Source organism: Mycolicibacterium moriokaense (assembly GCF_010726085.1).
Lineage (GTDB): Bacteria > Actinomycetota > Actinomycetes > Mycobacteriales > Mycobacteriaceae > Mycobacterium > Mycobacterium moriokaense.
Genome location: NZ_AP022560.1, coordinates 1913168 through 1937395 on the forward strand (window position 1 = coordinate 1913168; position 24228 = coordinate 1937395).

The following is a 24228-nucleotide window of genomic DNA, read 5'->3' on the forward strand; positions in this document are numbered from 1 at the left end:
TGCCGCCGCTGCCGATACCCGCTATCTGTACCATGTATAAAACAGCAGAGGGCTGCGCGCGATTCTTCGACGCTGGATGGCCAGCCCGGCTTGTTTTCGGAGCAACCGGAGGGGGAATGGTTCCAGGTGAACAGGGCACCGATCGGTGCGCCGCGCCGCTCGCTGACGCACGCTGACGGTGCACGCTGTCTTCGACGTTTCATTCGGGTCGTCGGTCCCGAGACCTCATAAAGAGCGGAGCTCAGATGCCGGGTAAGCCCTCGCGGGCGAAAGGCACAGGTCGCGAACGGACCTTGTCCAAGGATCGCGTCATCGAAGGCGCGCTGGAACTGATTTCCCGCCAGGGTGCGGCGACGTTGACGATGCGCCGGCTCGCTGCGGCGCTCGGAGTCAGTCCCATGGCTCCCTACTATCACGTCGAGAACAAGGATGAATTGCTCCGCCTGGTAGGCGATGCGGTGTTGTCCGAGGTTGCGGTGCCACCGCCCGCGGCAGGTTCCTGGGACGTACGACTCGAAGAACTCATCATGAAACAACGCGAGGCGTTGGTTCGCTATCCGGGGCTACGTGATGCGCTCAGCGGCTTGGACCTGGCGCAGCGCCGCCGCCTCGAGGACGCTGAGTACGACCTGCTCATCGAGGCAGGTTTCGCACCTGACCAGGTGCTTCCGGCCTTCCGGGTGTTGCTGGATTGGAGTTTGGGCAATTCCCGCGTCGAGAGCTCGCTGCGCGACCCCGCATCGCGTCGGCCCCAGAGCGAATGGACGAAGGCGCAACGCGCAGCGTTCGATCGCGGCCAGATGCCCCCGCTGACCGCCGACGCATACTTCCAATTCGGCCTGAAGGCGGTGATCGCGGGCCTTCGCGCTGTGAAGGATGGCGCCGACAGCGGTGTGAAGCCGGCCGGGAGGGCCAAACGCAGTGCCAAACAGGGCCAAGCGGCGAGTGGCGGCGGCTTGGTGAGGGGCCGCAAAGCACCCAGTCGGGGGTAGCCGCAGACGAAATCGCTTCGCCCGAGCTGGCTAGGCCGACGGCCGGACCACCACGATCGGCGAAAGCGAGTCCGCCTTCCGGGCAGGGTTCGACGACTGAGCCGTAGGGTGCTCACGGACGGCACCGAATGTCACAACTAAACAGGATGTGTCTTATTATTCAGTCTGATGACGAACCTTCCGATCGGATCTTCCGAGCTCACCGGATGTGACGAGATCCTCGTGGCCACCGATGGCCCTGTCCGGATCGTGACGCTGAACAACCCGGACAACGCGAACGCGGTGAACAACCGGATGCATGGCGCGTTCGCCCGGCTGTGGTCCGCGCTGGGGGAGGACCCGGATGCGCGCGCCGTCCTGCTGACCGGGACCGGCGATTTCTTCTCCGCGGGAGGCGATCTTGTCGAATGGCTGCACACCCACGTCGAGAACCCCGTCACCCGCCGCGAGGGCATGCGCGACGCGCGCCGGATCGTGCGCGACATGATCGACTTCCCGCTACCGATCGTCGCTGCCGTCAACGGCCCTGCGGTCGGATTCGGTTGCAGCATCGCCGTTCTATGCGACATCGTGTTGATGTCGGACAAATCGTTCTTCGCCGACACGCACGTCGCCAGCGGCCTCGTCGCCGGTGACGGAGGATCAGTGCTCTGGCCGTTGATGATGAGCCTGATGAAGGCGAAGGAGTACCTGCTGCTGGGTGAGCGCATCCCGGCGGCGAAGGCGGTCGAACTCGGACTGGCCAATCGCGTGGTGCCGCACGAGTCGATCAAACAGGAAGGACTGGCACTGGCGCATCGACTCGCGGATCTTCCCGCGCGCGCTGTCCAGGACACCAAGCGGACGCTGAACCTGCATGCCGAGCGCGCGGTGACGGCCATCCTAGAATACGGGATTTCCGCGGAGACAGAGTGTTTCACCACTCCTGAGCATCGCGCCGCGATCGACAAGTTCCTCAACCGGTAGCGTAATGTCGGACACCACTGGGCCGCTGGTCCTGCGCGAGGACAGCGGCGCCGTCGCGGTTCTTCTGTTGAACCGTCCGGCGCAACGCAACGCACTGCGCTACGAGTCGTGGACCGCCTTGTCCGACCTGTTGACAGAGGTGGCGGCCGACGAGGGCATCCGTGGCGTGGTGCTGGCTGGCGCAGGCGGATTCTTCTGCGCCGGTGGTGATCTGAAGAGCGGCCCGGCGCACGGCACGGGGCCTCTCGGACCGGCCGGGCGCGTTGAGCATGCGCAACGGGTGATGGAACAACTCAAGGCGGTGCCGGTGCCGACGGTTGCCGCCGTCGAGGGCGCCGCGGTGGGCCTCGGGTGGAGTTTGGCGCTGGCGTGCGACCTCGTTGTCGCCGCCTCGGACGCGTTCTTCAGCGCGCCGTTCGTCGCGCGGGCCGTTGTTCCCGACGGGGGATTGGCATGGCGGCTCACCCAGCAGGTCGGCAGACACCGTGCGGCGTCGCTGCTTCTGCGTGGCGAACGACTGACGGCGTCCGACGCGCAGCACGCGGGATTGGTCACCGACGTCGCCGAACCCGGGTCGGCGATCGATCGCGCGGTCACCATTGCCGGCGAATTCGCTGACGCTGATCGCGGAGCGGTGGAAATGACCAAGCGACTTATCAATTCGGCCGAGGCAGCGCAGTTGGCGGCGTTTCACCCGCTTGAGCTGGCGATGGCGACCGTGGCTCAGCAGCGCTCCGCTAGCGCGGCAGCCCGAGACCAGTGGTAGAGATCAGGTCGCGCTGAATCTCGCTGGTTCCGCCGCCGATCGTGTGCAGCAGTGACAGCAGCAGGCCCTCGGAGAAGTGCCCGTCCAGGACCGCATCAGGGTCGTCGGGCATCAACGCCCCTGCGGGCCCGAGGATTTGGGCGCCGAGCGCACGTAGCTCCGCGGTCAGCTCGGAGTGGTACAGCTTCGATAACGAAGGAAGTGCCGGGTCCAGCGCCCCGGCCGCCTGCAGATGGGCGACCCGATAGGACAGCGCACGACCGACCTCGACGCGTTCCACCGCGCGGGCCAACGCAATGCGGTTCGTCGGATCGGCCAGCGGGTCGTGGGCAGACCCGCGCTGTGCATGGCACCAGTCGACGAGCTCGTCGAGGTAGCGCTGGGCCTGCGCGGCGCGCGTGACATTGGAGCGTTCGGCGTCCAGCAGCGCCTTGGCGACCTTCCAGCCGTCACCTTCCTCGCCGACCAGGTTCGCCGCTGGCACCCGCACGCCGTCGAAGAACTCCTCGGCGAACGTCGGGTATCCGGTCATCGACCTGATGGGGCGGCGGGTGATACCCGGACTCGACAGGTCCACGAGGAAGAACGAGATGCCAGCCTGACGCTTCTCGGCGACCGGTGATGTCCTGGCGAGCACGAAGATCCAGTCGGCCAGCACGCCGTTGCTCGTCCACGTCTTCTGACCGTCGAGGACATAGTGGTCGCCCTCGGAATCGTTGAAGCGTCGTGCGGTCATCCGCAGTGCGGCGAGGTCGGATCCCGCCTCGGGCTCGGAGTAGCCCTGTGCCCACATCCGCTCCGAGCGCGCGATCAAGGGCAGATGCTCGGCCTGCTGTTCGGCCGTGCCGAACCGAAACAGCACCGGCGCCAACATGTTCACGCCGTTGGTGTTGACCAGCGGCGCGCCTGCATAGGCCAGTTCCTCCCGGATGACCACCTGCTCGACGACGCCGAGGCCGCCGCCTTCGAACTTGGCCGGCCAGTGCGGAACGAACCAGCCCTGCGCGTGCAGGTCGCGGCAGAACGCCACGGCGCGCTCGTGGGCGTCGCGCGGCAGGTAGTCGGGGTTGGCCGCGGTGCGCCGGAACTCGTCGGGCAGGTTGTCGGACAACCAGCTACGGACCCGCGCGCGCAACCCTTCGACGTGCTCACCGCCGCCGAACCGGACTATCGGCTGGAGCGGCATGTCAGACCCGGTCGGCGGGTTTGGCCGCCTTCTTCATCAGCTCCTGCATGTACTCCTGGAACTCCCTCGATCCGGTGACCACCGCCTGCAGATCGTTGCTGGCCTGCTGGTGGGTGCGGAACCCCATGGTCTCCCACGCGCGCAGAATGCCGGCCTTGGTGGCCTGCAGTGTGATCAACGGCGCCTTGGCGATCTTGGCGGCGAGTTGCTCGACTTCGGCCTCCAGTTCATCGGCGGGCACCACCCGGTTCACCAGACCGAACTCCAGCGCCTGCTCCGCCGAAATCTTCTGCGCCGTATACAGGTACTCGGCGGCACGCTTGTAGTTCATGAACACCCACGGCTCGAACATCGTCTCCGAGCCGGGCAGACCGAACCCGGGCACCAGCGGCATCTGGAACCACGCGTCATCGGAGCAGATCGTGATCTCCGGGATCAACGCCCACGTGGTGCCGCCGCCGATCGCGTAGCCGTGCACCTGCGCGATGACCGGCTTCGGGAATTCCCACAGTTTGAGCACCGGCCACAGGAACAGCTGCGCAGCGGACCGCCACACCTTGCCCGAGGCGTCGATTTCAGCCTTGAACTCCGGATAGCTGCCGTCCGGTATGTGGCCGGAGCAGAACCCTTTACCGTTAGCCTTGATGATGACGACCTTGATGTCGTAGTCGTACTGCGCGTCGTCGAGGGCCTCGTTGACGCTGTGCACCATCTGGGAGGTTTGGGCGTTGGCACGTTCCGGGTTGTTCAAGATGATCCGGGCGATCGGACCGTCCTTCTCATAGATGACATGGTCCAGTGTTCGCGTTTCCAACCTGCCCGTCCTCCTCGACCTTCTGTACTGTACAGAATGACGCAGAGTGTACCATTGTTTAGCCGTTGCCCCTCAGGAAAGGACCCTGCCGATGGTGACAGCGGAGTTACGCTGGGATCCGTTCGACCGCGCCCTGCACAAGGACCCGTACGAGGTATGGCGACGACTGCGTGACGAGGCTCCCGTCTACTACAACGAGGAGTACGACTTTTACGCCCTGAGCCGCTTCGACGACGTGATGTCCGCGTCCCTGGACACCGAGACGTTCTCCTCGGAGCACGGTGTCACGCTCGACGGAATCACACCCGAGCCGTGGGCGTCGCCGAAGGCGATGATCATGATGGACCCGCCCGACCACACCGCGATGCGAAAGATGGTCAACCGCACGTTCTTTCGCAGCAAGGTCGCCCATCTCGAGGACCGCGTCCGCACGCTGTGTCGTGAATACCTGGACGCCTACGTCGGCAGTGGCGGGTTCGACTACGTCCGCGACTTCTCCATGAAGCTGCCGGTCATGGTCATCAGCTCACTGCTGGGCTTCCCCGAGGAGGACCACGACAATCTGCGTGAATGGTCGGATCTGCAACTCCATCGCGACGACGGCAACCCCGAACTCAGTGAGATCGGCAAGCAGGCCAACGAGAAGCTCTTCGCCTACTACTACGAACAGGTGCAGAAGCGCCGCGCCGACCGGACGAAAGACATCGTCAGCGACCTGATGGATTCCGACCTGGTCCAGCCCGGCCGGGAGACCCGACGGCTCGACGACGGCGAACTGTTCGTGTTCATCGCGCTGATCAACGTGGCGGGCAACGAAACCGTCGCCCGGCTACTCGGCTGGACGGCTCTGACACTCGCCCGCCATCCGGAGGAGCGTGCCAAGCTCGTCGAGAATCCCGGCCTGATCGGGGGAGCCGTCGAGGAACTGCTGCGCTATGACGCGCCGTCCCCGGTGCAAGGCAGGTTCGCGCTGCGCGACGTGACCTACCACGACACCGTCATCCCTGCCGGGTCGAAGGTCGCGCTGCTGACCGGGTCCGCTGGCCGTGACGAGCGCCAGTACGAGAACCCCGACGTCTTCGACGTCACCCGAACGGGCATCCGACACATCAGCTTTGGCCACGGAGCGCATTTCTGTCTCGGCGCTGCGCTCGCCCGTCTCGAGGCCAGGGTCGCGATCGAAGAGACTCTGGCGCGATTCCCGACGTGGGAGGTTGACGAGGACGCCGTGGACTACGTCCACACCAACTCGGTGCGCGGACCGTCGAGCGTGCCGATCAAGCTATGAGCGCCAGCGGGTTGACAACGCGCACCGAAGGCGCGGTGCGCTGGCTGGTTCTGGACCGGCCCGATGTCGGGAACTCGGTGACGCGGGCGATGCAGCGCGACATCATCGACAATCTTGCGCGCGCATCGACCGACCCCGACATCCGCGCGGTCGTGTTCACGGCGGCGGGCGACAAGCACTTCTGCACCGGCCCCAACCTGCGTGACCCCGATATGCAGCCGAGCCAGGACCGGATCGCCGGAGACGCTGCGCGGATTCTGCGCAACGGTTCGCAGGCGGTGGTGTCGGCGATCCTGGACTGTGAGAAGCCGGTGATCTGCGGTCTGAACGGCACGGCCGCGGGGGTCGGCGCGAGCATGGTTCTGGCGTGCGACCTGATCGTCGCCGCCGAAAGTGCCCGGCTGATCGAGCTTTTCGTGCGCCGCGGGCTGGCACCCGACGGTGGTGCCGCGTATCTGCTGGCGCGCAAGGTGCCGTTCAACCTCGCCAAGGAACTGTTGATGTTCGGTGAGGAGATCGACGCCCAAGAGGGACACCGGATCGGTTTGATCAACAAAGTCGTCGCCGGTGACCAGCTCACCGCGGAACTGGCGGCGTGGGCCAACCGACTGGCAGAGGGTGCGACGCGCGGCATCGCCGCCGCCAAGGCGATGCTCAACCAGGCGCTCGACATGGACCGCGCGGCGGCGTTCACCACCGAGGCGCTGCTGGTCGAGCAGGTCGCAGGTACCGACGACGTCGCAGAGGGCATCGCGGCTTTCATGGAAAAGCGTGACCCGAAGTTTCGCGGCCGCTGACGGCGAGATGGCGGGTACGCGGAGCACTTCCGGGGTCATCGGCCCGTTCGTGCACGCGGTTCGGATGAATGTCGTTGCGGCAGTGCAAACCCGCGTGCGCGGTTATCGAGGGTGGGCGGGTGCCGTCAACACCGATTTCGACCCGATGGATCCTGCGACTGCGTCTCAACCCTTTGGGGCGTACCGAGAACTTCACCGCAGCGGACGCATCCACTACAACCCCCGCCGCGCCAACTTCATATTGAGCCGACTCGAGGATGTCAGGGCCGCGCTGCGCGACACCGATCAGGTGACGAGCTCCGAAGGGGTCACCCGGCTGAAGTTCTCGGCGCCGCTCGCCGTGCTCACCGACGGAGACGAGCACGCGCGGCTGCGCAGACAGATCCAGCCGGGTTTCAGCAAGGGGGCGATGGACAGCTGGAAGGGGATGACCGAGAAGCTGGCCACCGAACTGGTCACCGATGTGCTGGACAACCCCGGTTGCGATGTGGTGCAGCGACTCGCGATTCCGATGCCCATCCGGATGATCGCCCAAATCCTTGGAGTGCCGGAGTGCGACGCCGACGATTTCCGGCGATGGTCGGAGGCCGGTGTGGGGATCATGGACTTCTCGCCGACCCCACGGGGCGTCATCGATGCGGCGAAGTCGATGGCGGCCATGGCCGCATTGCGCCGCTACTTTCTGAACCAGTTCGCCCACGGTGGGCTCAAAGGCTCAGGCACCGTCCTGGGTCGGCTGCTCGAACACAACGGTGACGGCACCCTGACCGACGAGCAACTGTTCCTCATCGCCATTCACCTGCTGATCGCGGGCAACGAGACAACCACCAACCTACTCGGCGGCATGTTCGACACGCTGGCGCGCAACCCCGACCAGTACGACATGATTCGCGCCGACCCCGACCTCATTCCGATGGCGGTCGAGGAGCAGTTGCGCGTGACGACGCCGATTCAGAACCTCTACCGGTACACGCGTGCCGACTACGAAATCGCCGGCGTGACGATACCCAAAGGGTCTCGCGTTCTACTGCTGTTTGGAGCGGCCAACCGCGACCCAGAAGCATTCGAGGAGCCCGACCAGTACCGCGCGGACCGAAATCCGCGGATGCACGTCGCGTTCGGTTACGGTGCGCACATGTGTCTCGGCGCACCGCTCGCCAGGATGGAGGCACAGGCCGTCCTTCGCGAGCTCGTGTCGCGGGTATCCCGAATCGACGCCGTCGGCGACACCACGTGGTCGCGTCACAGCTCGTTGCGTGGACCCACGCGACTGGCGGTCAGGCTGACCACCGCCTGACAGCTACCTTCGGGCGCGTAATGCGTTCAGCATCAGGTAGATCGGATAGGTCACCGACAGCGCGAAATTGATCGTACGGGCTCTGCCGCTCATCAGCGTCAAACCCAGGGCCGTCTCGACCCCACCATTGACATACACGTGGGTGCGGGTGTTGCGGGTAAAACCGAGCTGACGGTTGATCGGTTCGAATTTCACCGGCCACGCGAAATGCGCGAGACCGCAGGCGGTCACTACGACGCCCGCGAGGAGCCGGGGGAGCGAAACTCCGGAAGTTGTCACAAGATTCCCTAACTGCACCGCTGAAGGCCGTTTTAGTCGAGTAGTTCGCTCAGTGGTGTCACGTGCCCGATCCGACCGTCGGTCAATAGCGGTTCCATCAGCAGAAGTTGGCGCATCACCCGACGGTGTAGCAGCGCGATCAATGCGGAGTCGTGCTGCGGCTCCGCTGTGCGGACGAACTCCTCGAGGATTTTGTCGCCCTCCGCGCGGTTGGCGGGTCGAACGCCGAGCAGATCGGCGATGTCATCGAGGTCGGCGGCGTCGATGGCGTGCGCGTACTCGGCGACGCGATGACAGAATTGCGCAACCTTCGCCACGGCGGACCGCTGATACTCGGCGATACCGGGCGGCACTTCGAGTGACTCCACCATGGATGCCAGGCCGGCGACGGCGCCGGGGTAGGGCGTGGGCTCCGGCTCGGGCAACGACACAGCCGACAGCTCGACGCCGGCCTGCCGGGCGATCGACTCGATCGCGTGCAGCGAAAGCTGGTGGAACCACTCGATGTACTGGACGATGTCCGTCAGTGGTAAGTCCAGGTGCAGAACTATCGTGATACCGAGCGGCGTACAGAGCGCGAACTTGGCGGTGTGGAACTCAATCGCCGCACGGTCCAGCGGCGTTCCCGAGACCGCCTCATAGCGCCGCAGTACCCGGCCGAGGTCGCCCATCGGCTCCGTTACGTTGCGCAGTCGCAGACCCGCGAGATCGTGGGAGACGTCGCCGATGTGGGCGAGTTCGACGTCGATCAGGCCGGTGATCCGGCCGTCGGCGAACATGTACTGCCCGGTGTCACCGAGAACGAACGCCGGGGTCGACCGGTCGGCCGGGGCGTTACGCCGCAGCCATCCGATCGCGAACTCCAGCAACGGTTCCGGGCGCTGCTTGAAGTCCCGATAACGGGTCACGAATGTCTCGAAATAATCGAGAGCGAGCGCACGCGGACCGTCGGGGATGCGCAGGCCCGCATCGGCGAACGCCGTCGGGTCGATGGAGTGGATGCGCACGAGCGCGTCGACATAGGAGTCCATCACCGCGTCGACGTCACGAGGAGCGTCGGCGAGGCACTGATTCGGCGCTCCCGGCAACAGGTCCATCACGATCGCCGATGCCTCACAACCACCCTGAGTGATCTCCCCGTGTACGTGGGGGACGGGGATCTGATGCGCCTCCAGCACCCGAAGGATCTCTGCCTCCGCCGCGACGCCGGCGAAGCCGAACCCCTCGCGATCTCCTCGGACGTAGAGGCCGACCTCCCGATCGCCGCGGTCCGCGGTGACGAACCATGCGGGCCGCCAACGCTGGTGGCGTTCGATGGCGCGCACCGGTCCGATATTCGTCGAGATCCAGTCCTTGACGAGGGAGTCCATGTCGTGGTCAGTCACTGGACAATAGTACAGAAAGTGTGCTCTCGTAATATCCGGTTTCTCCGCCACCTGACCGGCGGCGACCCACACTGGAGGCATCATGAGCCCGCTCCGCGTGGACTTCGCTGATACCGTCGCGCTGATCACCGGTGCCAGTGGTGGCATCGGCCGCTTGTTGGCTCGTCGCTACGCGGACCGCGGGGCGCGGGTGGCACTCGTCGCACGGCGTTCCGATGAACTCAACGCGACCGCCGCCGCGGTCACCGAGGCGGGCGGTGAAGCGCTCGTGCTGGTCGCCGATATCCGCGACGAGGCACAGTGTGCGGAAGCGGTGGCCGCGACGGTGGCGCGGTGGGGACGCCTCGACGTCCTGGTCAACAACGCCGCAATACCGGGCATCGACCAGCCGGTCGCGGAGGCCACAGTCGACAATTGGAACGAGGTACTCGCAACCAATCTCGTCGCACCGATGGTGCTGTCGCGAGAGGCGTTGCAGCAGACGATGATTCCGGCCAACAGCGGCAACATCCAGTTCTTGTCCTCGGCGGCGGCCCGCACGGTACAACCGCACAAGGCGCACTACGCCGCGGCCAAGCTGGCGCTGAGCGCACTCGGGCAGACCCTCGCACTCGAAGTCGGCAGAACCGGGATCCGGGTCAACACACTGGTAATCGGCACGGTGGAGGGCGAATTGGTCGACAGGTATGTGGCCCGGCGCGCGGCAGCCGACGGGACGAGCCCGGACGAAGTGCGCAGCGGGTTGGCCCGATCGACCAAAATCGGCAGACTGATCAGTCCGGACGAGGTCGCCGATGTCTCTCTCTGGCTGGCCTCGGATGCCGCGTCGGCGATCACCGGCCAGGACATCAACGTGACGGGAGGCGGATGACTCACCGCGATCCGGTCGCACTGTTGGTGGCGCGCGACGAGATTCGTCAGCTTGCCTACCGGTATTCCGCCGCGCTCGAAGCACGAGACGTCGAGGCGATGGTCGACTTATACTCGCCAGACGCCCGATTCGGCGAATTCGGCCATGGCCCCGACGCATTGCGCGGACTGATGACCCACAGCCTCGGCGGAAGTGTGTTCACGGTGATCCTGGTCGCGAACCATCTGATCGATTTCGACGACGACGACCGAGCCCACGGACAGGTGTGGGCGCACTGCTTCGCCCAGACCGAGGCCGACGGCTTCGTCGAGCAACTCATCAGGTACGACGACCGCTACGAGCGCCGCGACGGACGCTGGCTGTTCAGCCATCGCCGACACCGGCTGTGGTACGGCGTCGGCCACACCGAGTCGCCGCTCCGCCAGCCAGCGGCGAACTGGCCGGCCAACCAGGTGGGCGTGGGAGATATTCCACTGTCCGACAACGTGTTCCACGCATGGTGGGCGGAGCAGCCGTGATTCTCGCCGAGGGGTTGGCATTTCCGGAGAGTCCGATCGCGGAGGCGGACGGCTCGGTCCTCGTTTCCGAGATCGCCGGCGGGTGCATCACGCGGGTCCGGCCGGACGGCACCACCGAGAAGGTCGCCGACACCGGCGGAGGGCCGAACGGGATCGCCCGGCTGCCCGACGGCCGCCTCGTCGTCTGCCAGAACGGCGGCTCGACGTTCGGTTTCGGGCCGTGGCCCTATGACCTTCCCGGCGCCACGAAGCTGTTCCGGCCGATCGGACCCGCGGCCGCGCCGCTGACACCTCAGCTTCAGCTCGTCGATACCGACGGCCGAATCGGCACGTTCACAACCGAATTCACCACCCGCGACGGTCAGCGATTGCCGTTGGTCCGGCCGAGTGACGTGTGTGTGGACTCGGCCGGCGGCTGCTACGTCACCGACGGCGGCACGATCCGGGGCCGCAGCCGGCAGATGACCGGGCTGCTGTATGCCGGCCCCGACGGCGAATTGCGGGAGGTGCTCTACCCGCTGGAGATGCCCAACGGGGTGGCGCTCTCGCCTGACGAGTCGAAACTGTATGTCGCCGAGACCAGGACGCGGCGGATCTGGGAATTCGGGCTAGGCGCGCCGGGTGTCATCACCTCCGCGCGCGGGTTGGCTACGGTGCCCAGCGGGGGACCGCTGAACGTCGGCGGTGCCGACGGCCTGTGCGTCGACAGCGCGGGCCGGATCTTGGTAGCGACGCTGGGCACTGGTGGCGTGACGGTGTTGTCCTCGGACGGAGACCTGCTCGGCACCATCGGAGCGGACGACCCGATGACCACCAACATGACGCTCAGCGCGGACGAGTCGACGTTGTACATGACGCTCGCCTCGTCGGGGCGAATCCTGGTCGTGGCGAACTGGTTGGCCGCGGCGGGGATCCGCTGAGCTACTCCTTGTTGGCCATCTGGTCGGCGAGGTTCTGGATGAAGGCTCCGTACCCGACGCCACCGTGGTCGGACATCACCGCGTCATAGTCGTACTCCGGTGGGTTCCCGTCATTGGGCCGCCACCCGCTGTCGGCCGTCGACGCCTTGAAGCCCTCCTCGGGGAACGCGTACCACCGCCGCGCATTGAGTTCCACGATCTTGTGGGCATCCTCGTCGGGCACCGAGGCCAACATCTCCTCGGCGCGTGCGCGGCTCTTCGGCCAGAACGAATCGGAGTGCGGGTAGTCGCACTCCCAGGTGATGTTGTCGATGCCGATCTGATGGCGCATCGACACCCCGACCTCATCCTCGATGAAGCAGCCGGAGATGTTGCGGCGGAACAACTCCGACGGTGCGATAGTCGGATGGATGTTCTGGTAGTACTTGTGCTTGCGCCACACGTAATCCGCGCGCTCGACGAGATACGGCATCCAGCCGATCCCACCTTCGGAGAACGCGACCTTCAGGTTCGGGTGCTTGTGGAAGACCGGCGAGAACACCAACTCGACGGCCGCCGCCATCGACGTCGTGCCCATCAGAGTCACCATCACCGCGAACGGCGCCTCGGGTGCCGTCGACGGCGGCATACCGCCCGAACCGAAATGCATGACCGCCGTCATGTTCGTCTCTTCGAGGGCCGACCAGACCGGATCCCAATGCGGGGTGTGGAAGCTGGGCAGTCCCAGGTTCATCGGATTGTCGGGCAGACCCAGAGCGCGACAACCCTTGGCGGCGTTGCGCTCGATCTCGGCCACCATCAATTGCGTATCCCACAGCGGGCTGATCATCATCGGGATGAAACGCGCCGGATCGGTAGCGCACCACTCATCGAGCGAGAAGTCGTTCCAGGCCTGCACACAGAGCAACGCCAAGTCCTTATCGGTGCCCTCGAGGAAGACCGTGCCGCAGAACCGCGGGAACGACGGGAAGCACAGCATGGCGTGCACGCCGTCGACGTCCATGTCGGTCAGCCGCGCCTTCGGGTCGTAGCAGCCGGGAATCATGTCGTCGAAGCGCACGGGATCGACACCGAACTCCTCGGGGGACTTGCCTGCGACGGCGTTGAGCCCGATGTTCGGATAGCTGCGGCCCTCGTAGACCCACTGGTGCATCGGGGGCTTGCCTTCGCGAGGGAACTCGACGATACGAGGCCCGTCGTGCAGGTACTTCTTGGGCAGTCGATCCGACCAGACGTGCGGTGGTTCGATGAGGTGGTCATCGACGGACAACAGTTTCATCGACGGCTGTAGCGGCATGGCTCGATCCCGGCCCTTCCGGCTGTTAGGGTAATAGAACAACTGCACAGATTATGTTTAGCTGACTATACCGTCCGGTGGTGGTCGAGCTCAACCGAGCAAGGAGGCACTGATGGACCCGGGGGATCGCATACCGCACGACGACTGGGCCGATCAGGACCTGCTGACCCGCGGCGAGGCCGCCCAACGTTTGGCCGCAGAGATCGTTGACGTCAAGGCCAAGGTGGACGCGGGCCAGAACGACGAGGTGACGCTGCGCCGACTCGCCGCCCTCGAGGAGCTCCACGAGCGATTTCGGGGTAGTGAGTAGCGCTCGGCGCGACCACCGACACCGAAATCGCCCTATGTCACTATGTCGGGCGCGGTAGGCCCAGTACTCGCTGCGCGACGATGTTGCGCTGAATCTGGGCTGTGCCGCCGTAGATCCCGGCCGCCCGCGACCACACGTAGACATCCCATTCCAGGCCCTCGGTGAGCAGCGGTTCGCTGTCGGTGAGGTCCATCATCGTGTGGCCGCAGATCTGGTCGGCACGGGCCATCAGGAGTTTGTCGACGGATCCCTCTGGGCCGGGAAGCGCCCCGCGTTGGCGGTCGCTCAGCGAGCGCTGCACCTTGACCTGCAACGCCCGCAGTTCCGCGTACGCCCGGCCGAGACGCACCCGGGTCATCGGGGAGTTCTCCAGGCGACCGGAGCGCACCTGCTGCTCCAGGTCGCGCAGTTGCCGTGACAGCCTGCTGATCCAGTTGATGTCGCTGGGCCCGCGTTCGTAGGCGAGCAACTGGTTGGCGATCGACCAGCCCTGCCCCCGCTCGCCGAGCAGGTTGTCGGCGGGCACGCCGACGTCGTCGAATGTCACCTCGGCGAACTCACGGTTGCGTGCGGCGTTGACGATCGGCGTGACGGCGATCCCCGGTGTCGACATCGGGACAAGAAGCACCGAAATACCCTTGTGCTTGGGGGCATCGGGTTCGGTGCGGCACAACAGGAAGCACCAGTCCGCGACCGCCGCGAAACTCGTCCAGATCTTGCGGCCGTTGACGCGGAACACCCCATCGACGAGGTCGGCGCGTGTTCTCAGGCTCGCGAGGTCCGATCCCGCCTCCGGTTCGCTGAACCCCTGGCACCAGCGCACCGATCCCGACAGGAGGCCCGGCAGCAGTTCGCGGCGCTGCGCATCGGATCCGAAGAGCCGCAGCGCATTACAGAGGTGCCCGATCCCTTCGATCGGCGGCGCACCGGCGCGTCCAAGCTCATCGTTGAGGATGGCTTCGTAGATCGGCGGCAGACCGTGGCCGCCGTACTCGACGGGAAACGACAGCCCGATGTAGCCGGCCTCGTAAAGCGTCTGGTGCCAGGCGTTCTGCGCGTCGGCCCGTGCCGCGGGATCGTCGGGGATGGCGGCGTCGGCGCTGTGTTCGTGCAGCCACTTGCGTAGTCGTGCGCGAAAATCCGCTTCGTCGGGGGAGTCGTTGAAGTCCATCAGAAGTCCATCGCTTAAGCCAACTCCTCGTTCGCCAGCCGCATCGCCGCGATCGCCTCATACTGCGTGGTCTCGTCGCCGAACAACCTGCGGTCCAACAGCGTCCGGCGCACGCGCAGGTGAGCGACGTGCTCCCAGGTGATGGCGATACCCCCGAACACCTGGACGGCGGTCTCGACGACATCGCGGCCGGCGGCCGCCGCATACGCTTTCGCGGTCATCGCCGCCAGCAGCGCTTCCTCGGTCGGCAGGTGATCGATGGCCCAGGCCGCGTGCCATAGACAGCTTCTGGTGCCCTCGACGCTCACCAGCGCATCGGCCAGCATGTGTTGCACCGCCTGGAACGAGCCGATCTTCACGCCGAACTGCACGCGCTCACCGGCGTAGCGCACCGCGTCGTCGAGGGCGCCCTGCATGACACCGAGCAGGTCGGCCGCCACCGCGGTCAGCGCCAGCGCCTCGACACGGCGCCAACGGTCGGCATCGATCGGCTCGCCGACGGCGTACGCCGCTGATGCGGTGGGTGTCCGGCGCAGGGAGCGGGTCAGATCGAGGCCCTCCTCGGCGGCGTCCGGCAGCGGTGCGCTGTGCAGGCGGCGTACGCCGTCCGACTCTTCAGCGATGAGAACGTGGCTGGCCCCCGCGGCATCGAAAGCGACCGCCCCGGCGTCCGTCGCGCCGAAGCTCCGCAGGTCAACGGTGACGGCCGGAGCGATGCGCAGCTCTCCATCGGCGAGGCGCTGCAGTTCATCCTGTGCGTTCGCGGCTTCCAGCATTTCGGCAGCAAGCACGGCCTGGCCGACCACAGGCACCGCGCACAGCGTGCGGGCGAACTCCTCGATGACGACCACCGTCTCCACCCCGCTGGCGTCCAGACCGCACAGGCTGGGGGAGCGCAGCGTAGGGACGCCGAGATCCGCCACGTGGCGCCACTGTTCGGCCAGGACGGCGCCTGCGGGAATGTCGCTGGGATCAGTCGTCGCGAGTTCGTCCGCAAGGTGGGATGCGGTGTCTCGCAGCAGCTTCTGCTCGTCGGTCAGGCCGATGTCCATCGGTTGCCGTCAGTCGACCTGTACTCGGGACTCGCACACGGCGGAATCCACTTCGACGCGCATTCCAGCTTCCCCTTCCGTTCGGTTACCATCTTGGATGATAGAACGGAAAATGTTCAACTGTTCAATCTAGGAGGCTCGGCTTGTCCCGGCTGGAGAATCGAAACGCCCTCGTCACGGGCGGTGCTCAGGGTCTTGGGCGCGCCATCGCCCGCCGGCTTGCCGCCGAGGGTGCGCGGGTGACGATCGTCGACCTCAACGAGGACAAGGCGAAGGAGTGCGTCGAGCTCATCGAGTCGGCGGGCGGTAGCGCCGCGTTCGTCAGGGCGAACGTGGCGAAGCGGGACGACATCGCTGCCGCCACCGCGGCGGGTGCCGTCGACGGTCGACTGGACGTCCTCGTCAACGCCGCCCAGTACTTCGCCATGCCGAAGGCCCTCGAACTGGTCTCCGACAAGGACTGGGAACTGTCGGAAGCGACGGGCCCCAAGGCGACATTCCGGTTCATGCAGACGGCGTTCGACTATCTGAAGGCGTCCGGCAAGGCATCGGTCATCAACTTCGTTTCGGGATCAGCGCTCGGCGGAATGTCCTACACCGCACCGTATTCGGCCGCCAAAGGGGCGATCCAGGCGCTGACGAAGGTTGCGGCGAACGAGTGGGCGCGACACAACATCCGGGTGAACGCGGTGTGCCCGTTCGCGCTGACGGACGTCCAGCGCGACATGATCGGCACCGAATGGGACAACTACACCCGCACCGCGGAGGCGTCGCCGATGAAGCGCGGGGCTGATCCGGACACCGAGATCGCCCCCGCCGTGGCGTTCCTGGCAAGTGACGACGCATCGTTCGTCACGGGAACGGTGTTGCACATCGACGGCGGTATGACCGAACTGTCCACCGTGGACTACTCGCAGTCTCCCGGCGTGTTCAAAGCCACTTGAGGGCTACTTGAGCGTCATCTCGACGCTCGTGTAACCGCGCACGGTGGCGGTCAAGACGCGCTCGTGGGCGCCGACCGAGTAGTTCGGGAACTTCTTGGCGATGTACTCGAACACGAGTTGGGCCTCGCGCCGGGCCAACCACTGCCCGAGGCAGATGTGGATGCCCCAGCCGAAGTACACGTCGGTGCCACGCGGACGGTCGATGATGAACCGGTCCGGGTCCTCATAACGGCGCTCGTCGCGATTGGCGCTGCCGAGCAGCAGCAGTACCCAGTCGCCGGCAGCCATGGTCACACCGTGCTTCTCGACAGGCTCGGTCAACGTGCGTGCGACCCAGTGGCTTGGTGTGTCGTAGCGCAGCGCCTCATTGACCGCAGCGGGAATCAGGCTGTGGTCGTTGACGATTCGCTGCCATTGATCGGGGTGGTCGTACAACGCCACGAGCCCGTTGGAGATCAGCTTCTGGGTGGTTTCCGACCCCGCCGCTGAAAGTAGGTTGGCGAACATCAACACCTCATGCGCGGTGAGGGACCGTTCGCCGCCGGCCTCGGGGTCGTCGAAGGTCGCGTTCAGGACGATGCTGATGAGGTCGTCACCGGGGCGCTCGCGACGCTCCTCGATGAGGTCGCCAATGTACGCGCTGATATTGCGGTTGGCCTCGATCGCGGTGGCCGGCATCGCAACCTCACCCTCGTGCCGGGTCAGGAACGCCTCCCACCACACACGGAGTTGTTCGCGGTCGGCCTGCGGAACTCCGAGCAGGTCGCCGATCACGTCGGTGGGGATGGAGAACGCGAATGCCTCCATGGCGTCGACTGTCGTTCCCGGCCGCAACCGGTCCAGATGATGGTTGACGACCGCCTGCAGCGCCCCCTCCATGGCGGCGACCGCCTTGGGCGTGAAGAACCCCTTGAGCACGCCCCGGATGCGGTCATGACGCGGCGGATCCATCGAGATGACCGAATACTTGCGCCCGTCGTCGTCCGGATTCTCCGGGGCGGGACCGAGTTTGGACGAGTACGTCGGCCAATCCCGCAACGCGCCGGCGACATCGTCGAACCGCGACAGCACCCACCACCTGTCGTCGGGATCGCGGTAGACCGGTGCTTCGTCGCGCAACCGGCGATACACTGGGTACGGGTCGTCGAAGATCGCCTTGGAGAACGGCGAGTACACCAACTCGTTTGACGTGGACACCATAGGTCAATCACCCTGCCGTGGAGTGCGTTCGATGAGCTCGAGAAGATTGCCGTCGGGATCGGCCGCCATCACGCCACGGTTCCCGCCGTCGAACGTGACGGTCCGTTCCGGAAATGCGCGGCCACCGTGCGCGACGATCGCATCGACGATGCCGTCGACATCGTCGACACGGAAAGACAAGTGGGTGAAGCCCAGTCGGTTCATCGCCCGCGGCCCGGGTTCACCCACGGTGCCCGGTTGCTCGTAGCCGAGCAACTCCAAACGGAAGCCGTCGCGCTGCAGGTACACGAGATCGAGCACCAGCCCGGGAACATCGAGCAGCTGAGCAGTCGCCGTATCGTCGAACTGCATGCGCCCCACCTCGGCGAAGCCGAGCGCAGCGCAATAGAACTCGGCGGCCCGACCGATGTCGCGCACGCACAACCCGATGTGGGTGAGGCGGATTCCGTCGCTCATCGGCGCTCTTCGATGAGATCGGCGAGCAGGTCATTGTGTTCGCCCAGCAGAGGCGGTCGAGCGGGCGCGACTGTGGGCGTCGCGCTGAAGAGATACGGCGTACCCGGGTAGGTGTACGTCTTATCCAGCTCGGGGTGTCGCACGGCAACGTGGAATCCCCGTGCGACGGTGTGCTCGTCCTCGAACGCCTCGTCGGGGGGAAGCACTGCGCCACAGGGAAAACCGCGACGCTGACTGGTCACGAAGAAATCCTTGGCGGGCAGGCGTGACGCGATGAATACGATCGCCTCGCGGGCCGCACTGAGTATCGCCGTGGTCTCGTCGTCGGCACCGATCAGCGCGAGGTCCACCGGCGTGTCCCGCGCGGCAGCCATCTCGAGGAACACCGCCTCGGGGAACTCCTCGGTAAGCCCGAGTTCGTCCAGCCACGCCAGGAGGCGTGCGTAATCCTCCGGTTTGCGGGGCAGCACACCCGTCGTCGCGTACCGGCCGTCGGCGCAGCGCACTTGTACCTCAGAACTCGGCGTCGGGTAGGCATGCCTTCCCGTCTGCCGGAGGCAGATGTTCTGATTGACCAGCCAGTGGTAGGTGGTCTGCTCGCAGGTGACGTTGCAGGCGGCGGTGACGTTCACATCGACCAGCTGGCCCTGCCCCGTGTGGTCGCGGTAGGAAAGTGCAACGAGTGCGCCTATCGCGCAATACATTCCGGCGATATTCGACGACTGGTCGCCCGCGCCGCGGATCGGCGGAAGTGTCCGGTCGTCATATCCGCAATTCCAGATCGGGCCACCGCCGGCAAGCATTGTCAAATCGGTCACCGGCTGGCCGGTGCGGGCGCTGTCAAGACCGAACGGGCTCACCGAGACCCAGATCAACCGTTTATCGCGTGCCGCACACGCGGCATAGTCGACACCATTAGACCGATCACCGCCGGCGATGACGATGTCGGCTGTGCCGATCAACTCCTCAAGTGTCCGCTTGCCTGATTCGGAGGCCGAATCGATTGTCACGGAGCGCTTCCCGATATTTCCCGCCCACCAGCGCAGGCTCCGGTCGACACCGGGCTGGTCGTCGACGAACGGTGGCCGATACCGGTGCTGTGATCCGGTCGGCGGCTCGACGACGATCACGTCGGCACCCAACTCGGCAAGCACGCGTCCGCCTACCGGCGTGAACTGGTCGGCGATCTCGACGACACGAAGGTCTCGCAGGACGCTCAGATCACACCTCGCTGTGCCCAGTCGTCGAGTTCGGCATCGGAGTGGCCGAGGAGGCCGCACAACACCTCGCGGTTGTGTTGGCCCAGTTGCGGTGCCGCCGAGTCGATCTGCCACGGCGTCGCGGACAGCCGCAACGGGATCCCTTCGACGCGAACATCGCCGATGTCGGGATGAGTCACCCGCGGGAACAGGTTCATCGCCGCCAGATCGGGATCATCGTCGATCCGTTCCCTTGGGCTCTTCACCACGCTCGCAGGCACTCCGGCCGCAATGAGGTCCTCGGCGAGGACCGTCGCATCCCTGGCCGCGGTCGCGACGCTGATCAGCCGGTCCAGCTCATCGGCGGCGCCAAGTCGCTGATCGAGGGTCGCAAAACGCTCCGCCACCAACTCGGGCTCATCGAGCACCTTCGACAGCAGCCCGACTTCGCGGTCATCACGACATGCGATCGCGATCCAGCGATCGTCGCCGGCACACGGGTAGATGCCGTGCGGTGCCATCTCGCCGAAATCAGCTCGATTGCCACCCGCTGCGGTCGTGCGTCCGTTGACGGTCCAGTCGAGGACCTCCGTCGGTAACATCGCGATGCCGGCCATCACCGTCGCCAGGTCGACATGCTGACCTTCGCCTGTTCGCTCACGATGGTGCAGCGCAGCCAGGATGGCGGTTGTCATGTAGAACGCGGACCCGTGATCCATGTACGAGAAGCCCCACCCGGCCGGTTCGGCATCCGGTAGACCCGCGGTGAAGGTCAGACCGCTGACGGCCTGAACGATAGGACCCCACGTCTTGAAGTCGCGGTAGGGACCGGTGTGGCCGAACCCGCAGTTGGACACGTAGATGATGTCCGGCTTGATCTTGCGGAGTTCCTCGAAACCGAAGCCGCGCTTCTCCAGGACGCCCGCCGCGAAGTTTTCGGTGACGACGTCGCTGATGGCGACCAGCTCGCGCAGCAGGTCCTTGCCCTCCGGCGTCCGCATGTTGATCGTCACGCCGTACTTGCCGACGTTGTGGTTGTTGAAGCCGGCTCCGAGGTTGACCCCGCGGCGCTCGTCGACATAGGGGCCCGCGCTGCGCAATGCGTCCCAGAGCCCCTGCGTGGCCGGGTCTTCGACCCTGATGACCTCTGCACCGAATGCAGCAAGGATCTTGGTGGCTCCCGCACCCGCCAGCTGGCCACTCAGATCGCACACGCGAACATGGGACAACGCGCCCGTCACGGCATCGACAATAGCAGCTAGACACTTTCTGTTCTATTGTTCAATACAGATGACGTCGGCCACACCCCTGGAGGCAGAGAGATGACACCAGACGCTCCCGCGCCGATGAAGGGCGTGCGCGTCCTTGAAGTCGCGCAGTGGACGTTCGTTCCGGCCGCAGGCGCCGTGCTGGCCGACTGGGGCGCTGACGTCATCAAAATCGAGCACCCGCGCACCGGCGATTCCCAGCGGGGCCTGCGCAACCTCGGCCACATCACCATCGAGGGCGAGCGAAATCCGGTGATGGAACACGCCAACCGCGGTAAGCGATCCGTCGCCCTCGACATGTCCACCTCCGACGGTCACGCGTTGCTGATGGATATCGCGCGCACCAGCGACGTGTTCCTCACCAACTTCCTGCCCGACGCCCGGAAAAAGCTCAAGATCGACGTCGACGATGTGCGTGCCGTCAACCCCCACATCATCTATGCGCGCGGCAGCGCCTACGGCCCGCTCGGTGCTGAGGCGGGTACGGGAGGCTACGACATGACCGGCTTCTGGAGTCGCGCGGCGGGCGCGATGGGCTCGACGCCCGGTGACCTTGAAGGCGTTGTCCCGCAACCTGGTCCGGCATACGGAGATTCGATCGGTGGTATGACGATCGCCGGTGGCATATCGGCGGCACTGTTCGAGCGCGAGCGCACCGGACATGCCCGGGTCGTGGATATCTCGCTGCTCGGCGTGGGGGTGTGGGCATCCGGAGTGGCGATCAACGCGGCACTCGTCAGCGGACAACCTTGGGTGGCCACGTCGGCGGGTGCCAACGTCGCACCCAACAATCCTTTGGTGGGCTTCTACCGCACGAGCGATGGCCGCTTCCTGGGCTTGTCGATGCTGCAGGGCTATCGCTTCTTCGGCGAGTTCTGCCGCCGTGTCGGTGTCGGCGAACTCGCCGACGACGAACGCTTCGCCAGTCACGAGTTGCTCGCCCAGAATGCCGCCGCCGCCACTGATGTCTTACGCGCAGCGATCGCCGCCCTTCCGTTGGAGCATTGGCGAAAAGCGCTCGAGGGCTTCGACGGTCAATGGTCGGTGGTACAGAACACCGTCGAGGTCGCCGCGGACCCGCAGGTGCGCGCCAACGGCAACATCGTCGGCGTCGAAGCGGATCACGACAGCTTCGAGCTCGTCGCGAGCCCGGTGCTGTTCGACGAAACGCCGTTGCAGCTGAGCCCGATGCCCGAGTTCGCCGCCGACACGGAGAACGTGATCCTCGAACTCGGTGGCGACTGGGACCGCATCACGGCGCTCAAGGAAAGCGGAGCGATCGCCTGATCCGAGCAGGCAGCTCAGAGCACCTCGTACACCTCGTACTCGAGGCTCTCCCCGATGAAGGCGCCTTTGCCGACGGCCAGTAATTGCGTGAGCCACTGGTAGCGTTCGTCGCCGGTTTCGAAGTACAACGCGGAGTAGACGGTCGCTGCGTTCATCCGCCCGGTATAGGTCACCAGAATCGTTGCACCATCATCGGTTTCAAGCGTGAGACGGGCGTCGACCAGGACCCGGCCGGACGGCTCGACGAACGCCCAGTCGGCGGCGGCGCGGCCCTTCAGTGATGCCTTGAGACGCTCTCCCTCGTAGCGCGCAGCGGTGATCTCACCGATGGTGCGGCCGCCGGTGGGGCCGGTCGACACCACGATCGGTTCGGCGAGTTCATAGGTGACGTGGCATAGGGGGCGCAGGGTCGCATGCAGCACGTCACTCATGTCCACCTCAGATTCTCTCCGCCGGAACGAATTCGAACACCGCGCCGTGGCAGGTCGCGGGATCGGAGACCAACCGCGCGGGGTGGCGCTCGGCGATCGCGACACCGCGGTCAGTCAGATGTGCCTCCGCCGCGGTGAGGTCGCCGGTCTCGAAGATGCACGAGTGCATGATTTCGCCATTGGCGGCCAGGTCGCGTCCGGCCACGGTGTCGTCGGATGTCGGTGCGATGAGTTCCACCGTGGTGTTGGCACCGAGCCGAAGTCGGCACCGTGTCGCGTCGGGTTCGTCGCTCTTGGCGATGACGTCGGCGCCGAGTGCGCGGTAGATGTCGGCGGCGCGGTCGAGGTCGCGGACCACGACGCCGACGCGCCAACCCCGGATGCCCAGCGGATGTCGTTGCCACGGTTCGTTCGACCAGCCGTCGTGGAACCGCGGGTCGTCCCACCGGCCCGGTACGCCCAGCGGGCCGGGCCGGGATTCGGAGAAGGGCATGAACTCCAGCTGACCCGCGGTATCCCTAGGGTGGGTGAATACCGGGCTCATCGGCTTCTCGACCATCGTCTCCCGGCCAGCACCGGCAAGGCCGAAACACCGCACGCCCTGGGCGGTGAGGGCGTCGAAGATCGCCGTCGGTGGACCGTCGACGAAATAGGCCGCCGCGTGAAAGTGGGGACCGAACCGGGTGAGAAACTTCCCCAGCGGAAGTGCGGCACCTTCGGCCGTCGGCTCCATGACGTCGACGGCGAGGTCGGCGATTGTCACCATCGAGGCCCATCGTTTCTCGGCGTCGAGCCATTCGTCGGTGAATACGTCGACGGCGCCGAACACATCGCGGTACCAGTCGGTCACTGTGCGGTAGTCGGAGACAACGTGGTTCACGTGCCACTGTTTGCCGATCGCGACCATGACTGAACACTACAACATAGACTGTTTAACTGATACCTTAACGCCGGGTACAGCTGGCTCGCCGGTGGTGGCGAATCGGATTGCATCAGACGGCTCTTCATCGAGGACAAAGGGGCGAATCGCGTGAGCATGATCACCGACCGACTCGCCGCAGCTATCGGTGTCTGGCATGAAGAGGGCCCGCCGTCGTTTCCGATCGACCGGTCCGACATCCGCCGGTGGGCGATCGCCACGCACTGGCCGCACGAACCACCGCGGCTCTACTGGGACGAGGACTACGCCAACGCGACGCGCTGGGGCGGCATCATCGCGCCGGAGGACTTCAATCCGTTCGCGTGGCCCGTTACTCGCTCTGATGACGGCCCGACCCGGTACGTGATGCCCAAGCCCGGCGAACCGGGTCAGCGGATGCTCAACGGGGGCGTGGTTTTTCAGTTCGTCCAGCCCATGAGACCGGGTGATGTCATCAGGGGCCGATGGCGGATCAAGGATGCCGCCGAACGCGAGGGCAAGCTCGGGCAGATGCTCTACATCCAGTTGGAACGGCAGTTACACAATCAGCGCGACGAGTTGATACGCACCCGTATCGACACCGTGATCCGATACTGATCCCGGGCGCGGGAAGGA

The 24228-nt window shown here is 65.6% G+C and carries 26 protein-coding genes; 13 read left to right on the forward strand and 13 right to left on the reverse strand.

Translation table 11 applies throughout. The features are described from left to right. Window positions 1–245 precede the first annotated feature (245 nt). From G6N43_RS09410 to G6N43_RS09420, 3 genes are all read left to right on the forward strand, one after another. A complete protein-coding gene (locus G6N43_RS09410; protein ID WP_083156764.1) occupies window positions 246–992 on the forward strand; it encodes a TetR family transcriptional regulator in 747 nt (248 codons plus the stop codon). Window positions 993–1160: 168 nt separating this feature from the next. Further along, on the forward strand, window positions 1161–1958 hold the full coding sequence (locus tag G6N43_RS09415; RefSeq protein WP_083156763.1) for an enoyl-CoA hydratase/isomerase family protein: 798 nt from the start codon (window positions 1161–1163) through the stop codon (window positions 1956–1958). A 4-nt stretch (window positions 1959–1962) separates the two neighbouring features. Next, the gene (locus G6N43_RS09420) at window positions 1963–2724 is read left to right on the forward strand and encodes an enoyl-CoA hydratase/isomerase family protein (RefSeq protein WP_083156762.1); all 762 of its coding nucleotides are present in this window, start codon (window positions 1963–1965) and stop codon (window positions 2722–2724) included. Here the strand turns inward: G6N43_RS09420 and G6N43_RS09425 are convergent. After that, window positions 2696–3910, reverse strand: coding sequence for an acyl-CoA dehydrogenase family protein (locus tag G6N43_RS09425; protein ID WP_083156761.1), 1215 nt, complete (start codon window positions 3908–3910; stop codon window positions 2696–2698). The genes G6N43_RS09420 and G6N43_RS09425 overlap by 29 nt on opposite strands. A 1-nt stretch (window position 3911) precedes the next feature. Continuing rightward, window positions 3912–4724, reverse strand: a complete 813-nt coding sequence (locus G6N43_RS09430) for an enoyl-CoA hydratase/isomerase family protein (RefSeq protein WP_083156760.1) — start codon at window positions 4722–4724, stop codon at window positions 3912–3914. 91 nt (window positions 4725–4815) lie between these two features. Here G6N43_RS09430 and G6N43_RS09435 point away from each other — a divergent pair, with 91 nt between their 5' ends. The 3 genes from G6N43_RS09435 to G6N43_RS09445 are packed head-to-tail and all read left to right on the forward strand — an operon-like array spanning window position 4816 to window position 8106. Further along, the gene (locus tag G6N43_RS09435; protein WP_083156759.1) at window positions 4816–6012 is read left to right on the forward strand and encodes a cytochrome P450; all 1197 of its coding nucleotides are present in this window, start codon (window positions 4816–4818) and stop codon (window positions 6010–6012) included. Next, on the forward strand, window positions 6009–6809 hold the full coding sequence (locus tag G6N43_RS09440) for an enoyl-CoA hydratase/isomerase family protein (protein WP_083156758.1): 801 nt from the start codon (window positions 6009–6011) through the stop codon (window positions 6807–6809). Before G6N43_RS09435 ends, G6N43_RS09440 begins: the two co-directional genes overlap by 4 nt. Window positions 6810–6816: 7 nt before the next feature. Next, entirely contained in the window at window positions 6817–8106 is a 1290-nt protein-coding gene (locus tag G6N43_RS09445) for a cytochrome P450 (protein ID WP_234810266.1), read from the forward strand. A 3-nt stretch (window positions 8107–8109) separates the two neighbouring features. On the opposite strand, the gene G6N43_RS09450 is transcribed toward G6N43_RS09445, so the two are convergent. Further along, complete coding sequence (locus tag G6N43_RS09450; protein WP_133056581.1) at window positions 8110–8385, reverse strand: hypothetical protein; 276 nt, start codon at window positions 8383–8385, stop codon at window positions 8110–8112. Window positions 8386–8417: 32 nt separating this feature from the next. Continuing rightward, a complete protein-coding gene (locus G6N43_RS09455) occupies window positions 8418–9770 on the reverse strand; it encodes a phosphotransferase family protein (RefSeq protein WP_083156756.1) in 1353 nt (450 codons plus the stop codon). Between the two features lie 82 nt (window positions 9771–9852). Between G6N43_RS09455 and G6N43_RS09460 the strand changes: the two genes are divergently transcribed. The 3 genes from G6N43_RS09460 to G6N43_RS09470 are packed head-to-tail and all read left to right on the forward strand — an operon-like array spanning window position 9853 to window position 12079. Beyond that, complete coding sequence (locus G6N43_RS09460; protein ID WP_083156755.1) at window positions 9853–10641, forward strand: SDR family NAD(P)-dependent oxidoreductase; 789 nt, start codon at window positions 9853–9855, stop codon at window positions 10639–10641. Further along, window positions 10638–11159 carry a nuclear transport factor 2 family protein gene (locus G6N43_RS09465; protein WP_083156754.1) on the forward strand — a complete coding sequence of 174 codons (522 nt, stop codon included), beginning with the start codon at window positions 10638–10640 and terminating at the stop codon, window positions 11157–11159. The genes G6N43_RS09460 and G6N43_RS09465 overlap by 4 nt, the downstream gene beginning before the upstream one ends. Next, complete coding sequence (locus G6N43_RS09470) at window positions 11156–12079, forward strand: SMP-30/gluconolactonase/LRE family protein (protein ID WP_234810260.1); 924 nt, start codon at window positions 11156–11158, stop codon at window positions 12077–12079. Before G6N43_RS09465 ends, G6N43_RS09470 begins: the two co-directional genes overlap by 4 nt. Before the next feature lies 1 nt (window position 12080). Here G6N43_RS09470 and G6N43_RS09475 read toward each other — a convergent pair whose 3' ends face one another. Continuing rightward, window positions 12081–13376: an amidohydrolase family protein gene (locus tag G6N43_RS09475; protein WP_083156753.1), complete on the reverse strand. Its 1296-nt coding sequence runs from the start codon at window positions 13374–13376 to the stop codon at window positions 12081–12083. Window positions 13377–13488: 112 nt separating this feature from the next. On the opposite strand from G6N43_RS09475, the gene G6N43_RS09480 reads away from it, so the two are divergent. After that, window positions 13489–13686 (forward strand): hypothetical protein, encoded by a 198-nt coding sequence (locus tag G6N43_RS09480; RefSeq protein ID WP_083156752.1) that lies wholly within the window; start codon window positions 13489–13491, stop codon window positions 13684–13686. A gap of 40 nt (window positions 13687–13726) precedes the next feature. On the opposite strand, the gene G6N43_RS09485 is transcribed toward G6N43_RS09480, so the two are convergent. Continuing rightward, complete coding sequence (locus G6N43_RS09485; RefSeq protein ID WP_083156751.1) at window positions 13727–14857, reverse strand: acyl-CoA dehydrogenase family protein; 1131 nt, start codon at window positions 14855–14857, stop codon at window positions 13727–13729. A 14-nt stretch (window positions 14858–14871) separates the two neighbouring features. Beyond that, window positions 14872–15909: an acyl-CoA dehydrogenase family protein gene (locus G6N43_RS09490; RefSeq protein ID WP_083156750.1), complete on the reverse strand. Its 1038-nt coding sequence runs from the start codon at window positions 15907–15909 to the stop codon at window positions 14872–14874. Between the two features lie 143 nt (window positions 15910–16052). Between G6N43_RS09490 and G6N43_RS09495 the strand changes: the two genes are divergently transcribed. Beyond that, window positions 16053–16853, forward strand: coding sequence for an SDR family NAD(P)-dependent oxidoreductase (locus G6N43_RS09495; protein WP_165761902.1), 801 nt, complete (start codon window positions 16053–16055; stop codon window positions 16851–16853). Window positions 16854–16856: 3 nt separating this feature from the next. On the opposite strand, the gene G6N43_RS09500 is transcribed toward G6N43_RS09495, so the two are convergent. From G6N43_RS09500 to G6N43_RS09515, 4 genes are all read right to left on the reverse strand, one after another. Next, window positions 16857–18053, reverse strand: a complete 1197-nt coding sequence (locus G6N43_RS09500) for a cytochrome P450 (RefSeq protein ID WP_083156749.1) — start codon at window positions 18051–18053, stop codon at window positions 16857–16859. A 3-nt stretch (window positions 18054–18056) separates the two neighbouring features. Continuing rightward, window positions 18057–18509, reverse strand: a complete 453-nt coding sequence (locus G6N43_RS09505) for a VOC family protein (protein ID WP_083156748.1) — start codon at window positions 18507–18509, stop codon at window positions 18057–18059. Further along, window positions 18506–19663 carry a CoA transferase gene (locus G6N43_RS09510; protein ID WP_234810259.1) on the reverse strand — a complete coding sequence of 386 codons (1158 nt, stop codon included), beginning with the start codon at window positions 19661–19663 and terminating at the stop codon, window positions 18506–18508. Before G6N43_RS09510 ends, G6N43_RS09505 begins: the two co-directional genes overlap by 4 nt. 62 nt (window positions 19664–19725) lie before the next feature. After that, a complete protein-coding gene (locus G6N43_RS09515) occupies window positions 19726–20949 on the reverse strand; it encodes a CaiB/BaiF CoA transferase family protein (RefSeq protein ID WP_234810258.1) in 1224 nt (407 codons plus the stop codon). 81 nt (window positions 20950–21030) lie between these two features. Here G6N43_RS09515 and G6N43_RS09520 point away from each other — a divergent pair, with 81 nt between their 5' ends. Continuing rightward, entirely contained in the window at window positions 21031–22263 is a 1233-nt protein-coding gene (locus G6N43_RS09520; RefSeq protein WP_083156746.1) for a CaiB/BaiF CoA transferase family protein, read from the forward strand. Window positions 22264–22277: 14 nt separating this feature from the next. On the opposite strand, the gene G6N43_RS09525 is transcribed toward G6N43_RS09520, so the two are convergent. Together G6N43_RS09525 and G6N43_RS09530 are read right to left on the reverse strand one after the other, a co-directional pair. Beyond that, window positions 22278–22694, reverse strand: coding sequence for a DUF3237 domain-containing protein (locus G6N43_RS09525; RefSeq protein ID WP_083156800.1), 417 nt, complete (start codon window positions 22692–22694; stop codon window positions 22278–22280). Window positions 22695–22701: 7 nt separating this feature from the next. Further along, entirely contained in the window at window positions 22702–23601 is a 900-nt protein-coding gene (locus G6N43_RS09530) for a VOC family protein (protein WP_083156745.1), read from the reverse strand. Between the two features lie 129 nt (window positions 23602–23730). On the opposite strand from G6N43_RS09530, the gene G6N43_RS09535 reads away from it, so the two are divergent. After that, a complete protein-coding gene (locus tag G6N43_RS09535; protein WP_083156744.1) occupies window positions 23731–24210 on the forward strand; it encodes an FAS1-like dehydratase domain-containing protein in 480 nt (159 codons plus the stop codon). The last annotated feature ends 18 nt before the right edge of the window (window positions 24211–24228 follow it).

Coding starts and splice junctions, on each gene's coding strand:
- G6N43_RS09520 (WP_083156746.1), top strand. CDS start 21,031: ATGACACCAGACGCTCCCGCGCCGATGAAGGGCGTGCGCGTCCTTGAA.
- G6N43_RS09500 (WP_083156749.1), bottom strand. CDS start 18,053: ATGGTGTCCACGTCAAACGAGTTGGTGTACTCGCCGTTCTCCAAGGCG.
- G6N43_RS09475 (WP_083156753.1), bottom strand. CDS start 13,376: ATGCCGCTACAGCCGTCGATGAAACTGTTGTCCGTCGATGACCACCTC.
- G6N43_RS09505 (WP_083156748.1), bottom strand. CDS start 18,509: ATGAGCGACGGAATCCGCCTCACCCACATCGGGTTGTGCGTGCGCGAC.
- G6N43_RS09525 (WP_083156800.1), bottom strand. CDS start 22,694: ATGAGTGACGTGCTGCATGCGACCCTGCGCCCCCTATGCCACGTCACC.
- G6N43_RS09420 (WP_083156762.1), top strand. CDS start 1,963: ATGTCGGACACCACTGGGCCGCTGGTCCTGCGCGAGGACAGCGGCGCC.
- G6N43_RS09485 (WP_083156751.1), bottom strand. CDS start 14,857: ATGGACTTCAACGACTCCCCCGACGAAGCGGATTTTCGCGCACGACTA.
- G6N43_RS09480 (WP_083156752.1), top strand. CDS start 13,489: ATGGACCCGGGGGATCGCATACCGCACGACGACTGGGCCGATCAGGAC.
- G6N43_RS09415 (WP_083156763.1), top strand. CDS start 1,161: ATGACGAACCTTCCGATCGGATCTTCCGAGCTCACCGGATGTGACGAG.
- G6N43_RS09535 (WP_083156744.1), top strand. CDS start 23,731: ATGATCACCGACCGACTCGCCGCAGCTATCGGTGTCTGGCATGAAGAG.
- G6N43_RS09410 (WP_083156764.1), top strand. CDS start 246: ATGCCGGGTAAGCCCTCGCGGGCGAAAGGCACAGGTCGCGAACGGACC.
- G6N43_RS09530 (WP_083156745.1), bottom strand. CDS start 23,601: ATGGTCGCGATCGGCAAACAGTGGCACGTGAACCACGTTGTCTCCGAC.
- G6N43_RS09440 (WP_083156758.1), top strand. CDS start 6,009: ATGAGCGCCAGCGGGTTGACAACGCGCACCGAAGGCGCGGTGCGCTGG.
- G6N43_RS09435 (WP_083156759.1), top strand. CDS start 4,816: ATGGTGACAGCGGAGTTACGCTGGGATCCGTTCGACCGCGCCCTGCAC.
- G6N43_RS09465 (WP_083156754.1), top strand. CDS start 10,638: ATGACTCACCGCGATCCGGTCGCACTGTTGGTGGCGCGCGACGAGATT.
- G6N43_RS09445 (WP_234810266.1), top strand. CDS start 6,817: ATGGCGGGTACGCGGAGCACTTCCGGGGTCATCGGCCCGTTCGTGCAC.
- G6N43_RS09490 (WP_083156750.1), bottom strand. CDS start 15,909: ATGGACATCGGCCTGACCGACGAGCAGAAGCTGCTGCGAGACACCGCA.
- G6N43_RS09425 (WP_083156761.1), bottom strand. CDS start 3,910: ATGCCGCTCCAGCCGATAGTCCGGTTCGGCGGCGGTGAGCACGTCGAA.
- G6N43_RS09460 (WP_083156755.1), top strand. CDS start 9,853: ATGAGCCCGCTCCGCGTGGACTTCGCTGATACCGTCGCGCTGATCACC.